The organism is Sorangium sp. So ce1153 (assembly GCF_051521595.1).
GTDB lineage: Bacteria > Myxococcota_A > Polyangia > Polyangiales > Polyangiaceae > Sorangium.
Genome location: NZ_CP150361.1, coordinates 12,612,040 through 12,628,341 on the forward strand (window position 1 = coordinate 12,612,040; position 16,302 = coordinate 12,628,341).

At 73.3% G+C, this 16,302-nt stretch carries 13 protein-coding genes; 7 read left to right on the forward strand and 6 right to left on the reverse strand.

The annotated features are described in order from the left end of the window. Window positions 1-3 precede the first annotated feature (3 nt). From WME85_RS45900 to WME85_RS45920, 5 genes are read right to left on the reverse strand one after another with little or no spacing between them, the layout of a single operon-like run. Complete coding sequence (locus tag WME85_RS45900) at window positions 4-2,097, reverse strand: DUF1585 domain-containing protein (RefSeq protein WP_437830786.1); 2,094 nt, start codon at window positions 2,095-2,097, stop codon at window positions 4-6. After that, the gene (locus WME85_RS45905) at window positions 2,094-3,677 is read right to left on the reverse strand and encodes an ABC transporter ATP-binding protein (RefSeq protein ID WP_437830787.1); all 1,584 of its coding nucleotides are present in this window, start codon (window positions 3,675-3,677) and stop codon (window positions 2,094-2,096) included. Before WME85_RS45905 ends, WME85_RS45900 begins: the two co-directional genes overlap by 4 nt. Further along, window positions 3,674-4,762: an ABC transporter permease gene (locus WME85_RS45910; protein WP_437830789.1), complete on the reverse strand. Its 1,089-nt coding sequence runs from the start codon at window positions 4,760-4,762 to the stop codon at window positions 3,674-3,676. Before WME85_RS45910 ends, WME85_RS45905 begins: the two co-directional genes overlap by 4 nt. A 14-nt stretch (window positions 4,763-4,776) precedes the next feature. Continuing rightward, window positions 4,777-5,877, reverse strand: coding sequence for an ABC transporter permease (locus WME85_RS45915; RefSeq protein WP_437830791.1), 1,101 nt, complete (start codon window positions 5,875-5,877; stop codon window positions 4,777-4,779). Between the two features lie 19 nt (window positions 5,878-5,896). After that, window positions 5,897-6,937, reverse strand: coding sequence for a BMP family lipoprotein (locus WME85_RS45920; protein WP_437830793.1), 1,041 nt, complete (start codon window positions 6,935-6,937; stop codon window positions 5,897-5,899). Between the two features lie 290 nt (window positions 6,938-7,227). On the opposite strand from WME85_RS45920, the gene WME85_RS45925 reads away from it, so the two are divergent. The 6 genes from WME85_RS45925 (at window position 7,228) to WME85_RS45950 (ending at window position 13,580) form a co-directional block, all read left to right on the forward strand. Beyond that, on the forward strand, window positions 7,228-7,869 hold the full coding sequence (locus WME85_RS45925) for a hypothetical protein (RefSeq protein WP_437830795.1): 642 nt from the start codon (window positions 7,228-7,230) through the stop codon (window positions 7,867-7,869). A gap of 5 nt (window positions 7,870-7,874) precedes the next feature. Then, complete coding sequence (locus WME85_RS45930; RefSeq protein ID WP_437830798.1) at window positions 7,875-9,182, forward strand: c-type cytochrome; 1,308 nt, start codon at window positions 7,875-7,877, stop codon at window positions 9,180-9,182. A gap of 185 nt (window positions 9,183-9,367) precedes the next feature. Next, a complete protein-coding gene (locus WME85_RS45935; RefSeq protein ID WP_437830800.1) occupies window positions 9,368-10,831 on the forward strand; it encodes a sensor histidine kinase in 1,464 nt (487 codons plus the stop codon). A gap of 15 nt (window positions 10,832-10,846) precedes the next feature. Next, window positions 10,847-11,221, forward strand: coding sequence for a response regulator (locus tag WME85_RS45940; protein ID WP_437830803.1), 375 nt, complete (start codon window positions 10,847-10,849; stop codon window positions 11,219-11,221). Between the two features lie 138 nt (window positions 11,222-11,359). Next, window positions 11,360-11,980, forward strand: coding sequence for a DUF1349 domain-containing protein (locus WME85_RS45945; RefSeq protein WP_437830805.1), 621 nt, complete (start codon window positions 11,360-11,362; stop codon window positions 11,978-11,980). A 67-nt stretch (window positions 11,981-12,047) separates the two neighbouring features. Beyond that, entirely contained in the window at window positions 12,048-13,580 is a 1,533-nt protein-coding gene (locus tag WME85_RS45950; RefSeq protein WP_437830808.1) for a hypothetical protein, read from the forward strand. A gap of 176 nt (window positions 13,581-13,756) precedes the next feature. Here the strand turns inward: WME85_RS45950 and WME85_RS45955 are convergent, their stop codons facing one another. Beyond that, window positions 13,757-14,230 carry a MarR family winged helix-turn-helix transcriptional regulator gene (locus WME85_RS45955; RefSeq protein ID WP_437830810.1) on the reverse strand — a complete coding sequence of 158 codons (474 nt, stop codon included), beginning with the start codon at window positions 14,228-14,230 and terminating at the stop codon, window positions 13,757-13,759. A 181-nt stretch (window positions 14,231-14,411) separates the two neighbouring features. Here WME85_RS45955 and WME85_RS45960 point away from each other — a divergent pair, with 181 nt between their 5' ends. Further along, window positions 14,412-15,581, forward strand: a complete 1,170-nt coding sequence (locus WME85_RS45960; protein WP_437830812.1) for a serine hydrolase domain-containing protein — start codon at window positions 14,412-14,414, stop codon at window positions 15,579-15,581. Window positions 15,582-16,302 lie beyond the last annotated feature (721 nt).

The following is a 16,302-nucleotide window of genomic DNA, read 5'->3' on the forward strand; positions in this document are numbered from 1 at the left end:
GCATCACCGCGCTCCCTCGCCGCGCTCCGCCCCGCCGCGCTCCGCCCCGCCGCGCTCCGCCCCGCCGCGCTCCGCCCCGCCCCGCTCCAGCGCGGGGCGCAGGTTGCTCGCGCGCGAATACGCCGGCGAGCGGACGATCGCCTCGACCAGGGGCCGCATCCGGTACCCGCGCGAGACGAACCGCTCGCGCAGCGAGCCCAGCAGCGCCTCATCCTCCTCGCGAACAGCCCTCCCGAGGAACCCCTCGGTCACGCGCTGGACCGCGCACGCCGCGAACTCCGGCATCCGCGTCATGTCCGCCGCGACGCCGGCCGGGCCGCGCTCGGTGTGCTCCTCCGAGGCATAGGCGCCCCGGAGCACGCCGCGCTCCCGGTTCGAGAACGCAGGATCATAGAACGGCTGACACGCACTCCGCATCTTGCCGTCGGCGCCCACCTTGCAGGCGGGGTTCTCGATCGGGAACCTGGCTGCGGGCAGGTAGGTCCACGTCGTCTCCTCGACCCGCGAGAAATACGCCGCGAGCGGCTCCAGCGTCGCATGGCAGCTCGCGCAGCCGGGCCGGACCATGAGGTCCGGCTCGGTCGAGGGCGGGAGCTCCGCGTGCTCGGCCGTGAAGCTCTTGCAGAGGAACGCGCTGTAGAGCGCGGCCGCGCGCGCCCGGCGCGAGGCATACTTCGTGAGAAACACAGGCATCGTGATGAGACCGGAGGCGCGCGGCCCACGGTCAGGGATGAACGTCCAGTCGGACACGTCGTGCGGAAAGACGACCGGCGGCACCGCGCGGGGCAGGAACAGCGGCTCCTCGTCCTCGCGCATCCCGAACGACTTGTGCTGGGAGCAGCACGCCGCCGGCGCGCTCGACAGGTAGAACTGCGCGAGAGGCCCGTTGATGAACGTGTACCGCGCCGTGAGCATCTCGCGGAAATCGCGATCCGCCCTGAACACGTGGCTCATGAAGTGGATCGCTTCCTGAGACCACCAGAACTTGTGCCAGCCAGAGCTCGAGTGCGGCGCGGCCCCGATCGGCTGGTCGACGCCGAGCGGGACATGCGCCGGCAGCACGAAGGCGCGCGGATCCCTGCCGTAGCTGTCGCCAGGCATGCAGTGCACGAGCCCGATGCCGCAGCCGCAATCGACGCTCATCCTCGGCGCGAGCGCGCTCCGGCACGAGATGGGCTCTCCCCGGTGCTCCTTCGCATACGGGTCCTCGGGCAGCGGCGGGCGCGTGCGGCCCGCGGGGAGCGGCGCGCCCTTGGGCAGCCGGGGGACGTCGCTCGCGTAGACGTGGCCGACGTCCGCTGTCTGCGCCTCTTCCTTGCACACACGGACCTCGACCGTCGGCGTCTTGCCGTCCGGCTCGACGAGGAGCTCCGGCAGCGGGACATACGCGCTGTCCGGGTCGTCCCACCCGGCCCCGTAGCGCTGCACCGGATTCACGGAGAGGTAATCGCGGTAGAGCCAGAAGGGGCGGACGAGCGTGGTCCGCTCGTCGAGCAGGCGCTGGGAGATCGGGATCGGCGTCCCCGCGGCGGGCGCGGAGTTCACCACCCTGAGCCCGCTCTCGGGCTCGGAGAAGCAGAACTCTCCGTCGATCACCGGGTCGAGGCGGCGCTGGTTGTGACGGTAATAGACGTAGATGGGCTTCCCGTCCGGACCCAGCACCTGGAGCCGGTGGAGCGTCGTCTCCCGCGGCGCGAACGTGACCGCAGGGCCGAGCTCCAGCCGCAGGACATCCATGTAGATGCGCGTCAGCCGGTCGACGTAGCCAGGGCCGTCGAGGTGGCGCTCTATCCAGGCGTCCATGTCGAAGCCCGGCGCCTCGATCTCGGCGAGCTCCGCGCGGGTCGGCAGCCGCCCCACGAGGTCGAGCGAGAGCGCGCGGAAGTACCGGTACTGCGCCAGCGTCGGGGCGGCGCTCCCCGCGACGCCTCCCGCGGCGCTCCCCGCGACGCCTCCCACGGCGCTCCCCGCGACGCCTCCCGCGGCGCCTCCCGCGGCGCCTCCCGCGGCAGAAGACGGCGGCGCGACGAGGGCCCCGGCCGCCGCCGCCAGCAGCGCCGGCGCGATCAGCACGCGCAGCGCGCGCGCGCCCCTCACGGCGCCACCTCGCCCGCCTCGCGCTCCGGGACCGCCGCGGCCGCCGCGTCCGCCGCCTCCGCCGCCACCCCGGCCATCAGCATCCCGAGCTCGGTCCGCGACACGGCGCCCGCGTCGCGCGTCGCCACGAGCGCGCCCCGGTACATCACCGCGATCCGGTCCGACAGCGACAGGACCTCGTCGAGCTCCGCCGAGACGAGCAGCACCGCCGCCCCCGCGTCGCGCGCCGCCACGATCTCGCGGTGGATGTGCTCGATCGACCCCACGTCCACGCCCCGCGTCGGCTGGCTCGCCACGAGCAGCTCCACCGGGCGGCTCAGCTCGCGGGCGAGGATCACCTTCTGCTGGTTGCCGCCCGACAGCGCCGAGACCGGCGCGGAAGGGCCCGGCGCGCGAATGTCAAAGGTCTTTACCAGGCGCCTCGCGTTCTCGTCGCGGGCCTCGTCGCGGAGCACGCCGCGCTCGGCGAACGGGGGCCGGTGGTAGGTGCAGAGGACGAGGTTGTCCGCGACCGAGTACGAGAGCACGAGCCCGTGGCGCTGCCGGTCCTCGGGCACGTGCGAGACGCCCCGCTCGATCAGGGTGCGGGGCAGCGCGCCCGTCACGTCGCGGCCCCGGAGGAGCACGCGCCCGTCGCGGGCCGGCGAGAGGCCGGTGATCGCCTCGACGAGCTCGGTCTGACCGTTGCCCTGCACCCCGGCGATCCCGAGGATCTCGCCCGCGCGCACCGAGAAGCTCACCTCGCGCACCACGTCGGCGCCCGACCCGCGCCGGCCGGCGACGCCGAGGCGCTGCACCTCGAGCACGACGTCCTTGGGGCTCGCCGGGACCTTGCTCACCTGGAGCACGACCTCGCGGCCCACCATCATCGCCGCCAGCCCGCGCTCGTCGGTCTCCGCCGGGACCGCGGCGCCCACCACCTTGCCCGCGCGCATCACCGTCACCCGGTCGGCGACGGCGAGCACCTCCTTGAGCTTGTGCGTGATGAACAGGACGCTCACCCCCTGCGCCGTCAGCGCCCGGAGCACGCGGAACAGCTCCTCCGCCTCCTGCGGCGTGAGCACGGCCGTGGGCTCGTCGAGGATCAAGATCTCCGCCTTGCGGTAAAGGGCCTTGATGATCTCCACGCGCTGCTGCACGCCGACAGGGAGGTCCTCCACCCGGGCGTCGGGGTCGACGTCGAGCCCGTAGCGCGCCGACAGCTCGCGCACCTCGGCGCTCGCGCGCCGCCGGTCCATCAGGCCGCCCACGCCCCCGCGCACGGGCTCCGCGCCGAGCACGATGTTCTCGGCGACCGTGAACACCGGGATGAGCATGAAGTGCTGGTGCACCATGCCGATCCCGAGCGCGATCGCGTCGCTCGGCGAGCGCAGCGCGACGGGCTGCCCGCGCCGGCGGAGCTCCCCCGCGTCCGGGCGCACCAGCCCGTAGAGCACGTTCATCAGCGTCGACTTGCCGGCGCCGTTCTCCCCGAGCAGGGCGTGGATCTCGCCCTCGCGCAGATCGATGTCCACCCCGTCGTTCGCCACGACGCCGGAGAACCGCTTCGTGATCCCCCGGGCCTCGAGGACCGCCGTCACCGCCGCCCCTCCGGCTCGTAGGGCAGCCCGTCGGCGGCCGGCGGCGTCGTCTTGCCGATGACGCCGGTGAGGATCAGCAGCGTCAGCAGGTACGGCACGAGCCCGACGACCGACGACTGCTGCAGGAACGACCACGACGGCGGGATGAGGTCGCGGAAGAGCTGGAGGTTGATCTGGAAGGCCTGCGCCGCGCCGAAGACGAGCGCCGCGGCCCACGCGCCGAACGGGGTCCAGTCGCCGAAGATCATCGCCGCGAGGGCGATGAAGCCGCGCCCGTTCGTCATCATCGGCTCGAACGATGGCACCGACTCCAGGGTGAAGTACGCCCCGCCGAGCCCCGCGATCGCGCCGCCGATGACGACGTTCACGTAGCGCACGCGGGCCACGTCGATCCCGACGGTGGCCGCGGCGCGCGGGTGCTCGCCCACGGCGCGCGCGCGCAGGCCCCACCGCGTGCGGAACAGCACGAGGTGCGTCAGGGCGACCAGCGCGATGGCCGCGAGGGCGATCGGCTGCTGCTCGAACACGGGGCCGACGACGGGGATGTCCGCGAGGAGCGGGACGCGCAGGCGCGGCAGGACGCCGGGCGCGTGCGGGACCTGGCCGCCGAACGAGCTGCCCGGCCCGAAGAAGAGCTGTCGGTTGAAGAACCCGGTGAGCCCGACGGCCAGCAAGTTGATCACCGTCCCCGCGAGGATCTGGTCCACCGCGAAGGTCACCGCAAGCACCGCCAGCAAGAGGCCCAGCGCCGCGCCGGTGACGACCGCGATCGCGACGCCGAGCAGCAAGCTCGGCAGCGGCGGCAGGTGCAGGACCGCGCTCGCGTAGATCGACCCGAACCAGCCCGAGAAGGCGGCCGCGAGCATCATCCCCTCGATGCCGAGGTTCACGACCCCCGAGCGCTCGCAGAAGACACCCGAGAGCGACCCGAGCGTGAGCGGGGTCGCCACGGCGAGGGTCGTCGCCGCCATGCTGGCCACGATCGTCATCGGCGACACCCGCGCCCCGCCGATCAGCGCGACGACGCCGACGAGCACGCAGACGACCACCGCGATGAACCCGTACCGTCGATAGCCCATCTTCATGGTCAGCCGCATGGTCAGCCGCCCCAGCCGCGCGTGAGCACGAGCCGCTCGCCCTCGCCGCGGACGCGGTAGATGCGCCGGACCAGGGTCTCGGCCGCGACGAAGAGCAGGATGAGCGCCTGGATGACGGAGATGACGTCGATCGGGATCTGCGTCAGGTACTGCATCCGGGTCGCCCCGCTGCGCATCGCGCTGAACAGCAGCGCCGCGAGCACCGTGCCGCCGGGGTGCGCCTTGCCGAGGAGCGCGATGGCGATCGCGTCGAAGCCGTACCCCTGCGAGAACCCGAGCTCGTGCCGGTGGTGCAGCGCGCTCACCTCGACGGCGCCGGCCACCCCGGCGAGGGCGCCCGAGAGCGCCATGGTCGCGATCACGGTGCGGCCCACCCGGACGCCCGCGTAGCGCGCGGCGTCGGGGCTCTGCCCCGCGGTGCGGATCTCGAAGCCGAACACCGTCCGCTGCAGCACCCACCCGACGAGCGCGGCGGCGAGCAGGGCGAGCGGGAAGCCCCAGTGCAGCCGGAAGCCGTCGACGAGCGCGGGGAGGCGCGCGCTCTCGTCGATGAGGGGCGTGCGGGAGAGCACGTTGCCCGGAGCGGGGTCCTTCATCGGGCCGTTCAGCAGGAAGCTGACCGCGTTGAGGGCGACGTAGTTGAGCATGATCGTGCTGATCACCTCGTGTCCGCCGGCGCGCGCCTTGATCCACCCGGGCACCGCGGCCCACAGCCCGCCGGCGAGCGCGCCGAGCAGCAGCGTCAGCGGGACGTGCAGCGGCGCGGGCAGGCCCCCGCCGACGAGCCGCGGCAGCCAGTGACCCGCCCACGCCGCCGAGAGCGCCCCGAGCGCGAGCTGCCCCTCGGCCCCGATGTTGAACAGCCCCCCCTTGAACGCCAGCGAGACCGACAGGCCGGCGAGGATGTACGGCGTCGCCCACACGAGCGTCTCGCTCACCGCCCGCGGCGACCCGAAAGCGCCCTCGAGCATGCCAGCATAGGCCTCCAGCGGATTGCCCCCGGCCAGGGCGATGAGCACGCCGCCGAGGACCATCGCGGTGAACACCGAGAGGGCCGGCAGCAGCAGCGGCCTGAGCCGCCGGATCAGCCTCTCTCGCAGCATGGCCGAGCTCCCGGGGCGCTCACTGGCCCGGCTTGGACGGCGGCACGTTCGTCTTGAGCGTCCCGTCGAGGAGCGCTTTCCTGAGCTCCTCCATCTTCGCCTTCACCTCGGCCGGCACCTTGCTGTCGAGATCGTGATAGGGCGCATACCCCGACTTGCCCTGGTAGTTGCCGCTCGGCAGCTTGCCCTCCTTGGCCAGCTTGATGAGGTCGAACGCGCCCTCGGTGATGAGCTTGACGGCGCTGGAGAGGATGACCTTCTGGGCCTCGGGCACCGTGTAGTACTGGTCGGTGTCGACGCCGATGGCGTGGGCGTTCTTCGTGGCCGCGCCGAGCAGCGCGCCGTTGCCCGTCTTGCCGCCGCCGCCGAAGACGATATCGACCCCCTTGTCGATCATCGAGACGGCGGTCGTCTTGCCCCACTCGGGATCGGTGAACGTCTTATCGAATCCGACGTCGTTGTGATAGACGACGCTGAGCTCGATGTCCGGCTTCACGTGGCGCGCGCCGGCGCGGAAGCCCTCGCCGAAGCGCCAGACCGGCGGGACGGCGTCCGTGGCCAGCACGGCGCCGATCTTCCCCGACTTCGTCATCATCGCGGCGAGCGCGCCCACGAGGAAGCCGCCGTGGTCCTCCGGGAACACGAGGCCGACCACGTTCGGCTTCTCGGCGCCGGGCGCCTGGAACTGGTCGATGCCGATGAACCGCGTGCCCGTGAACTGCGCGGCGGCCCCGTGCGTCGCCTCGGTGAGGCCGAAGCCCGAGGTGACGACGACGTCGTACTTCTCCTCGGCGAACGTCGCGATGTTCTTGGGGTAATCCTTCGGATCCGTCGTCTCGATGTACTGCGTCGTGGCGCCGAGCTCCTTCTGCGCCCGCTGGATCGCCTCCCAGGCCGACTGGTTGAACGACTTGTCGTCGATCTTGCCCATGTCGGTCACGAGGCCCACGCAGAACACCTCGGGGCTCGCGCAGTCGGCCTTCTTGCCGCTGGTGCACGCCGGGAGCGCGCTGGCCAGGCCCACGAGGGCCGCGATCGCGAGGCGCCGCTTCTTCAACATGCCGGATCTCCTTTGGAAGGCCCGCATTGGACACCGGGGCGCGCACCAAGGCAACCCGGGGATCGCATCCGCGCACATTTGGTCACACTTTGCTCGCACGGCGCTCGCGCGGCGCGGCGCCTGGCGCTCGAGCGCGAGCGCCGCCCGATCCGGGAGCAACTTTTTTCGACGGGGCGTTGTCACAGTCGATCGGCAGCGCCCGACGAGCGACGGGGCGCGCCGGCGCAGCCTGCCCGAGGAGGTCCTTCATGAATGGTCCCGCCGTTCGACTCACGCTTTTTTGTGCCCTCATGGCGTCCGCGCTCGTCCCTTCGGGGGACGCGGCGGCCTGCGGTGGGGTCGAGATCATGCCCGCGATCGATCACCGCGTGATGGGGGTCGCCCAGGCCGAGCAGGCCCTGCGCGACGGCCGGATCACCGCGGCCGCGGGGAGCGTGATCCGGATGTTCCCCGAGATCCGGCGCATCTCGTATGACAAGGATCCGCTGCTCAACCGGGCTTTCCGCGTCCTCGCCGTGGCCACCGCGCGCGGGGACGGGGCGCTCCAGGTCGCCGCCGAGGTGCCGCGCGAGCTGCTCGAGACGTGGGGCGGGGCGTCGGTTGACGAGCGCAGGGGGAACCTCGACTGGTCGATCCGCGCGCTGCGCCGGCTGAACGAGCAGCGCAAGGACGACCCCGCGCTCCAGACCGACCTGGGCGAGGCGCTCGCCCGGTCGACGGAGCACCGCGGCGAGGCGCTCAAGCTGCTCGGCGACCTGGCGGAGAAGGACCTGCTCGCGAGCCCCGAGGGGTACGCGGCGCTGGCGCAGCTGCGCGCGCTCGCGGGGGACAGCGCGGGGCACGACGCCGCGGCCAGCCGGTGCGAGGCGATGGCGAAGAGCGCGGCGCTCTGTAGACCGAGCCGCGCGATCGACCCGCGGCCGCAGAGCTGACGCCGATGCGCGCCCGCCCGCTGCTCGCCGCGCTGCTCGCGCTCGCCTCGGGCGCCGCCGCGTGCTCCTCCGAGGACGCGCGGGCGCCCGGGCTCGCCGCGCCCGCCGCGCCGCCGTCCGCGAGCGACGGCGGCGCGACGGCCGCCGCCGCCGCCGTCGCCGCGTCCCCCGCCGCCGCGGCGCCGCCCGGGGACCCGGCGCACGGGCAGCGGCTCGTCGCCGAGCTCCAGTGCAACCGCTGCCACGACGGCACCGGGCAGGCGCCCGCGCCGCGCGACGCCCACTGCGTCCAGTGCCACCAGGACATCGCGGCGGGGCGGTTCCAGGCGCCGGCCGCGGCGATGAAGCGGTGGAACGAGAACCTGGTCCAGCTGCGCGACGTCCCGTCGCTGGCCGCCGCCGGCGACAGGCTGCGCCGCGACTGGATCCGCGGCTTCTTGCTGGCGCCGCGCGACCTGCGCCCGCGCCTGCACGCGACGATGCCGCGGCTCGCGATCGGCCCCGAGCAGGCGAGCGACATCGCGGCGTACCTGACGCGCGATCGCCGCGAGCGGCGCGACCGTCCGGCAACGTCGCTGGAGGGCGCGAGCGCGGCGCGGGGGCGCGAGCTCTACGAGGCCAAGGGGTGCGGGACGTGCCACGCCTTCACCGGGGTGACCGGGCTGTCGGCGGTCGCGCCGGTGAAGCCGATGGAGAAGGAGACGCGCGCCGCGGTCGCCCTGGCGCCGGATCTGCGGCACGCGCGCGACCGGAGCGAGCCCGCGGACCTCGTCGCGTGGGTGCTCGACCCGGGGGCGATCAAGCCGGGCACGCCGATGCCCCAGGTGCCGATGTCGCCGGCCGAGGCGCGGGACATCGCGGCCTTCCTCGTCACCGCGCCGCTCGCGCCGCCGGCGCCGGGGAGCGTGCCCGAGAGGCTGCCGCTGCTGTCGCGGCGGGTGACCTACGAGGAGGTGGACCGCAGGGTGTTTCGCGGCACGTGCAGGCACTGCCACTCCGAGCCCGACTACGCGCTCGGCGACGGCGGGCCCGGGAACACGGGCGGCTTCGGGTTCAAGCCGCGCGGGCTGAACCTCGCCACGTACGAGGGGATCGCCGCGGGGTACGTCGATGACCAGGGCGAGCGGCGCAGCGTCTTCTCGCGCGGGCCGGGCGGCGCGCCGCGCCTCGTCGCCGCGCTCCTGGCGCGGCAAGCGGAGGAGGCGGGCCGCGCCGACCCGGCGGCGCGCGGGATGCCGCTCGGGCTCCCCGCCCTCGGCGCGGAGGAGATCCAGCTGGTCGAGAGCTGGATCGCGCAGGGGCGGCCGCAGTAGCGCGAGCGACGAGGACGCGGCGAGCGACCGGGACCAGGCGCTCGCGAGCGCCGGTTCGACGCTGTCGTGGTGCCCACCTTGCTTCCGAGGCGACACCGAGGAGCTGGCGGATGTCGCGGTGGTCTCAACGTGCTCAGCACGCGGGCTCGCCTCCGAGCGGCGGGGGCAACGGCCAGCGGATGAGGATGTCCATCGACAGGCGCCTTTCCCTGCTCGTGCTGAGCGAGCTGGTCCTGGCCGCCCTGGGCGTCATCACGTCCATCGTCGCGTTCAGGCGGCTGGCCTCCGAGACCGCCCACCTGCGCCACTACGTCTTCGAGCCGTTCGTCGTCATCAACGCCGGCCTCGAGTCGTCGAACGCGCTCGACGCCGTGCTCGCTCGGCCGTCACCGGACACCGCGGAGGGCGCCCGGAGGGCGATCGTGGGGCTTCGAGCCTTCGTCGATCGGTACCAGCGCGATTGGTTGACGGCGACCTCGACCCTACCGGGCGCCATCCAGCTCCGCGCCGCGCTCGCGCGAGCCGGGGAGCTCAGGCTCCTGGAGGAAGAGCGCGAGGCGGTGAACCTCATCGCGTCCGCCGTGAAGGGCCTCGAGCGCACGACCGGGCTCTCCGGTCCGGCGCCGGCGGCGCCCTCCTTGCAGCGCACCGACGTGGAGGACCTCAGCGCCGCCCTGGTCCGGCTGAACAAGATCAACCTGCGCTACATGGAGGTCGCTTACGGCGCCTACGAGCACCACCGGCTGCTCGTCATCGCCGTCTTCCTGGCCGTCGGCCTCGGGGGCATCACGGCGGCGTCGCTCTTCGGCCTCGCCGTGCGCCGCGCGATCGCGCCGCGCATCCGCCGGCTGGTGACCGCCGTCCAGCGCTTCCGCGAGCTCGGCGTGTACGAGCCGCTCGGGGACTGGGGCGACGACGAGCTCTCCGTGCTCGCCCACACGCTGAGCACGAGCTTCAAGGCCATCGCCGAGCGCGACAAGGATCGCGACCGGTTCCTCGCCGTCGCCGCGCACGAGCTGAAGACGCCGCTCACCATCATGAAGGGGTTCTCGCAGGTCGCCCTCAACCACCGGCACGACACGGCCGTCCGCGAGCGCGCCCTCGCGATCATCGATCGCCAGGCGACGCGCCTCGCCCGCCTCGTCGACGATCTCCTGTGGTCGGCGCGCGTGTCCGGAGGACGGCTCCCCTTCAAGCCCCAAGCGATCGACCTCGAGGATCTCGCGCGCCGCGTGATCGGGGAGTTCGAGCTCGTGGCCAGGGATCACGCCATTCGCCTGGTACCCCGCGGAGACGCGCACCTCCTGGGCGATCCCGAGCTCCTCGAGCAGGCGATATGGAGCGTGCTCGTCCAGGCCGTGGCGGTCGCGCTGGAGCACGATCCGGTCCTGGTCACGATCGACGCCGCCTCCGCCTCGCGCGTGCTCATCACGACCGAGGTCCGGGGCGGGAAGGACCTCCCGGAGGATCTCGAGAAGCTGCTGGAGCCGTTCGGCGTCATGGCGTTCGAGGGGCGGCGTGACGAGCCGCGCAGCACTGGCGTCGGCCTCCACCTCGTCCAGGGGATCGCGCGGCTCCACGGCGCGCGCTTCTGGATCGAGCGGACGCCCGGTGACCTCGTGGTCTTCTCACTCGAACTCCGACGCTAGCTGACAGGGGGGAACATGCTGCGAAACCGCGTGCTGGTGATCGACGACGACCCCGACTTCCGGGAGCTCGTCGCGCTCACCCTGGGCGAGTGGGGGCTCCACTGCATCCAGGTCGCCGACTGCGCCAAGGCGCTCCCGCTGCTCGAGCGCGAGCGCGGCCGGCTGCGGGCGGTGCTGTGCGACTATTTCATGCCCGGGCTCTCTCCCTGCGAGTGCACGAGGGCGATCCATGAGCGGATCGATCCGGCGGTGCGCGTGGTGCTCGTGAGCGCGGCGGTGGACATCTCGGAGCGCGCCGCGGACCTCGGGCTCGCGCGGTTCCTCGCCAAGCCTTTCGATCTCGAACAGCTCCACGACGCGGTGCTCGGCCCGCGCGCGCCCTCGGCGTGAGCGGCCGCGCGAGCCGCGCGAGCCCCGCGGGTGGAGCGCGCAGGAGCGCTCTCGGCGGCGGCGCGCCGTGGTAGGCTCCGCGCCCCGGGTCCGCGCACGGGCAGATCCCATCGAATGTGACCTGGGGAGGCCGGCGTCATGACACAGCTGCTCCTGGACGAGGAATTCACCCAACTTGGCGTCGACCCGCGGCTCGAGTGGCGCAACCCGCCGGCGCGCTGGGTGGTGGAGCCGGAGCGGCGCGTGCTCGTGGTCGAGCCCGGGGCGAAGACGGACTACTGGCAGCGGACGCACTACGGCTTCCAGAACGACAACGGGCCTTTCCTGTTCGCGCGCGTCGGCGGCGACTTCGTGATGACCACGCAGGTGCGGTTCCGGCCCGCGCACCAGTACGACCAGGCAGGGCTCATGGTGAGGCTCTCCGCTTCGTGCTGGCTGAAGACATCGGTCGAGTTCGAGCCAGACGGCCCGAGCCGCCTCGGCGCGGTGGTGACGAACGCGGGCTACAGCGACTGGTCGACCCAGCCGTTCCCCTCGGATCGGCGCGAGATCTGGCTGCGCATCCGGCGGGAGGGCCCGGATTACCTCGTCGAGAGCTCGGACGACGGCGCGGCGTGGACGCAGATCCGGATGGCCCACCTGCACGAGGACGACGGCGCGCGCGAGGTGCCGTGCGGGCTCTACGCGTGCAGCCCGACGGGCGAGGGCTTCGTGGCGGAGTTCGCGCGGCTCCGGATCGCGCCCGGGCGCGTGGCGTGAGCCCTTGAGGGGTCGAGCGGGAGGACTCGCCGGCCGGGATCAGCGCATCGCAAGGAGGCGAGCGCTCATGTACACGGAACTGCCTATGCACATCCTTCGAGTCCTCGGGATCGGCATGCTCGCCGGCCTGCCGCTGACGCTCGGATGCCAGGGAGATACCAGCGTGCCAGCCGGCGCAGGAGGGGCCGGTGGCGCCGGGGGTGAAGCAGGCGCGGGCGGTCAGGGCGGCGCGGGAGGTCAGGGCGCGGGCGGTCAGGGCGGCGCGGGCGGCGGCCCGGAGATGTGCGATTCGCAGCGGGGCGACCACGGCGACGCCTGTCCCGCGGACGCGCCTTGCGCGATCACGCTCGACGTGGAGGTGACGTGCACCGGTCCCGACTTCGCGGCGGGCGGGGTGCGGGCCGTTCCGGCGGCGGACGCGACGTACCTCGTGACGAGCAGCAACGCCCCGACGCGGCTGTTCGAGCTCGACGACGACGGGGCGACGCAACGCGACTTCGACGTGCAGAGCAATAGCGTCAACGTGGCGCTGTCGCCGGACGGAAAGGCATATGCCGCGGTGGACGAGACGGAGGGCAGCCTTGAAGGCTATCCCGGCGGTGTCGTGTTCCTGCCGCTCCCCGGCAGCGCGGCCGAGAAACAGGGGGTGTTCGATCGCGACGACAAGTACGTGCCAGTTATCGACGTCGCGATGGACTCCCGGGGAGAGCCGCACATCTGGATCGTCACGGACGCGCCGGAGAGCGTCGCGCACGCGACGCGCACGTCGGGTGGCGCCTGGGACGTCGCGCCGACGAGCCGGCCGAGCGGCAGCGACTGGACCCGCTTCGCCCTCGCGCCCGACGACGCGCCGCTGGCGTTTGGCATGGTCCAGGCGCGCTTCGATAGCTGGCAGCTCGAGGTGCTCGACGGCACCGCGGAGCGGAGCCTTGGCGCTCCGGTCTCCGGGAGCTCGCCGCTCCGTTACGAGCCCGTCCCGCCGCCGCAGCCCGCCGGGCAAGCGACGATCCCGCGCGTCACGGCGATCGTGCAGCACCCCGACGGGCTGCGGCTGGCGAGCGGCGACGAGGGCGACGGCTTCGACGAGGTGGCGATCCCCGGCACCGCGACGCCGACGTACAGCTGCCAGCGCGGCTTCGGCGACCCCGCGTCGCCTGGCTGCCCGACCGACTGCCACGAGGTGACCTCCGGGCTCGAATGGTCGGCCTTCTCGGCCGCGCGCACGAGCGATGGCGACGTGTGGATCGCGTTCGTGATCAGCCACATCGACTGGACGATCGCCTACGAGGTGCAGAACGCCGATCTGCCGACGTGCGTCGGCAACATCGCGGCGGACGCCAGCCGCGGCGAGCTGCGCCTCGTGCGCGTGCCTGCCGCCGGAGGGGCGCCCGCGGTCGCGGTGACGCTGCCGCTCCCCGCGATCGCGGGCGAGAGCCATTTCAGCGATGTGTACCAGCGTCACCCGCTCGTCGATGTCTCCGCGTTCGGCACGGAGCTCACCGTGGCCCTGCGCACGCAGGCGTCACGCGTGGGGCCCTTCACGGCCCGCGTGCTGCGCGTCGACTCCTCGCTCCTCGGGCCTGCCGCGCCAGGAGACTGACACGAAGAGCCCGCTGTCGTGGGTCGACCTGCGGCAGCCGGCTCGGACCCGGGCGCGGGTGGTGCTGCCATTTGCCCAGAGAGGGTTCACATGAAGGCGGTAAGGCGGGAAGATCATTGAGATTTTCTTCCCGCCTTACCGCCTTCATGTTCAGATGACAGCACTACCCGGGCGCGCTACGGCTGGCGGAGCCGGCGCGAGGACAGGAGCTCCAGCCCTCCGGTGCGCTCCGCGACGCGCTGGAGCGACCCGAGCAGCGCGCCGGCCTGCTCCTCCCCGAGCAGCGCCCGGATGCGCCGGTTCACCGCGGCGCGCGCGGCCCGCCCCGCCTCGACCGCGGCCCACCCGCGCTCGGTGAGCTCGACCAGCCGGTTGCGCTGGTCCTCGTCGGCGACGCGGCGGCGCACGTAGCCGAGCTCCTCCAGCTCCGTCACCGCCTTGGAGGCGCCCTGCGCCGTGATGCCGAGCCGCTCCGCGAGCTCTCGCACCTTCACCGGGCCGGGGATCAGGTGCTGGAACACGTAGCCGTGGCTCGGGCGGAGATCGCCGTGGCCAGCCCTGTCCACGCGGCGCATCACCTCGTCGCTGGTCGCGGCGGCGATGGCGGCGAAGAGCAGCACGAGGTCCTCGTCCGGGGGCGCGGGCTTCACGGCGGGAGCCTGTACCGCGCAACCAAGGTTGCGCAAATGAAGTTGACGGATCGGGGCGGCGGCCGTATCAATCAACCACGGTTGCGAAACCAAAGTTTCTCAACCTCCCATGAGCATCGCCGCGGCCGGGCGGGACGCCCGCGCGCGCCCTGCGCCCGCGGTGACAGGAAAGGGACGAGCGATGAACCTCGCCATCGATGGCTACTGCGACCCCGCGTTCGCGCCCGTGCGCGCCGCGTTTGCATCGAATTTCGAGCGGTTCCCCGAGCTCGGAGCGGCCGTGAGCGTCGCCGTGCGCGGCCGCGTGGTCGTCGACCTCTGGGCCGGCTTCCGGGACGCGGCGAGGACCGCGCCGTGGGGCGGCGACACGATCGTGAACGTCTTCTCGGCGACCAAGGGCGCCGTCGCGCTGTGCGCCCACGCGCTCGCCGAGCGGGGCGCGCTCGACCTCGACGCGCCGGTCGCCGCGTCCTGGCCGGAGTTCGCGGCGGCCGGCAAGGGGCGCGTCCTCGTGGCGCAGCTGCTCGACCACAGCGCCGGCCTGCCGGCGCTCCGCGCGGAGCCGCCGGAGGGCGCGCTCTACGACTGGCAGGCCATGACCGCCGCCCTCGCCGCGGAGGAGCCGTTCTGGGAGCCAGGCGCCCGGCACGGCTACCACGCCGTCACGTTCGGCTTCCTGGTGGGCGAGGTGATCCGGCGCGCCAGCGGCCGGCGCGTGGGCGCGTTCCTCCGGGAGGCGGTCGCGGGCCCGCTCGGCCTCGACTTCCACATCGGCACCGGCGCCGAGCACGACGGGCGGATCGCCGAGGTGCCGCCGACGATCGCGAGCCCTTCAGGCCTGGGCGGCGCTTTCGCCGCGAGCTTCCGCGATCCGGCGTCGCTCACGTCGATGGCCTTCACCAGGCCGCGCGACCTCGCGGCGCCGGGCCTCGTCAACACCGCCCGCGCCCGGCGCGCGGAGATCCCCGCGCTGAACGGCCACGCGAACGCGCGCGCCCTCGCGCGGATGTACGGCGCCCTCGCGAACGGCGGGGCCCTCGCGGCCGACACCCCGCGCGCGCTCTCGCCGGGGGCCATCGAGGCCGCCCTCGCCGAGCGCTCGCGCGGCCCCGACGCCGTGCTCCTCGCGGAGAGCCGGTTCTCGCTCGGCTTCATGCTCCCGAGCGCCCTGCGCCCCTTCGGCCGCGGCCCGCGGACCTTCGGCCACCCCGGCGCGGGCGGCGCGCTCGGCTTCGCCGACCCCGACGCGGGGCTCGGCTTCGGCTACACCCCGAACCAGACCCTCGCGAGCGGCGCGGGCGGCGACCCGCGGTGGCCGGCGCTGATCGACGCGGTGTACGCCTGCCTCTGAGCCCGAACGCCGCGTCCCCAAGGTCGAGATCGCGGTGCGCCTGTGGATCGCGCGCCGCATCGCCCTGGATCCGTCCCACGGTTCGTCTTTCCCTGCTGGCGTGGGAGCGGACGCTGACGCTCGAAGCTCGGACGCTCGCGTCCCCATGCGCCTGGCGCGGGGCAGCGCGCGCTGGAGGAGGACGCCGAAGTTCGATGGCTGAAGGAAATCGCGGAGCACGTACTGGCCCGCGACCCCCTCGAAGGCGATCTCGCTCCAGGGACCCGCGAGCCACGCGGCCGCGAGCGCGCAGGCGACGGCCCACCGCGGCGCGCGCGGCGCGCGCGGCGCGGCGTCCGGCAGCAGCGCTTCGGCTGCGAACACGAGGCCTGCGAGGCACGCGGCGCCGAGCAGGGCGTTCAGCGCGAGCAGGCTGCCGGTGCCCGCGATCGAGAGCAGCGGCGACACGAGCCACGTGAAGAACGGCGTCGGATCCGCCGTGTGCGCGAACCAGTCCGCCTCGAGCTGCGGGTAGGCGCCGGAGCGCCGCGCCGCGCCGCGTGCACGAGGTACGTGTTCTGGTTGATCACGAAGGGGCGTGACATGGCCAGGATCGCACCGAACACGGCGCAGGGTACGACCCATGACCGCCGACGCCACACGCGAGGGGAGGTCCCGGGTTCGAGGTTCAGGGTGGGAGCGGCCTGCTTTTCGTCGGAGGCTGGATGCTCCTCGCCGGGAG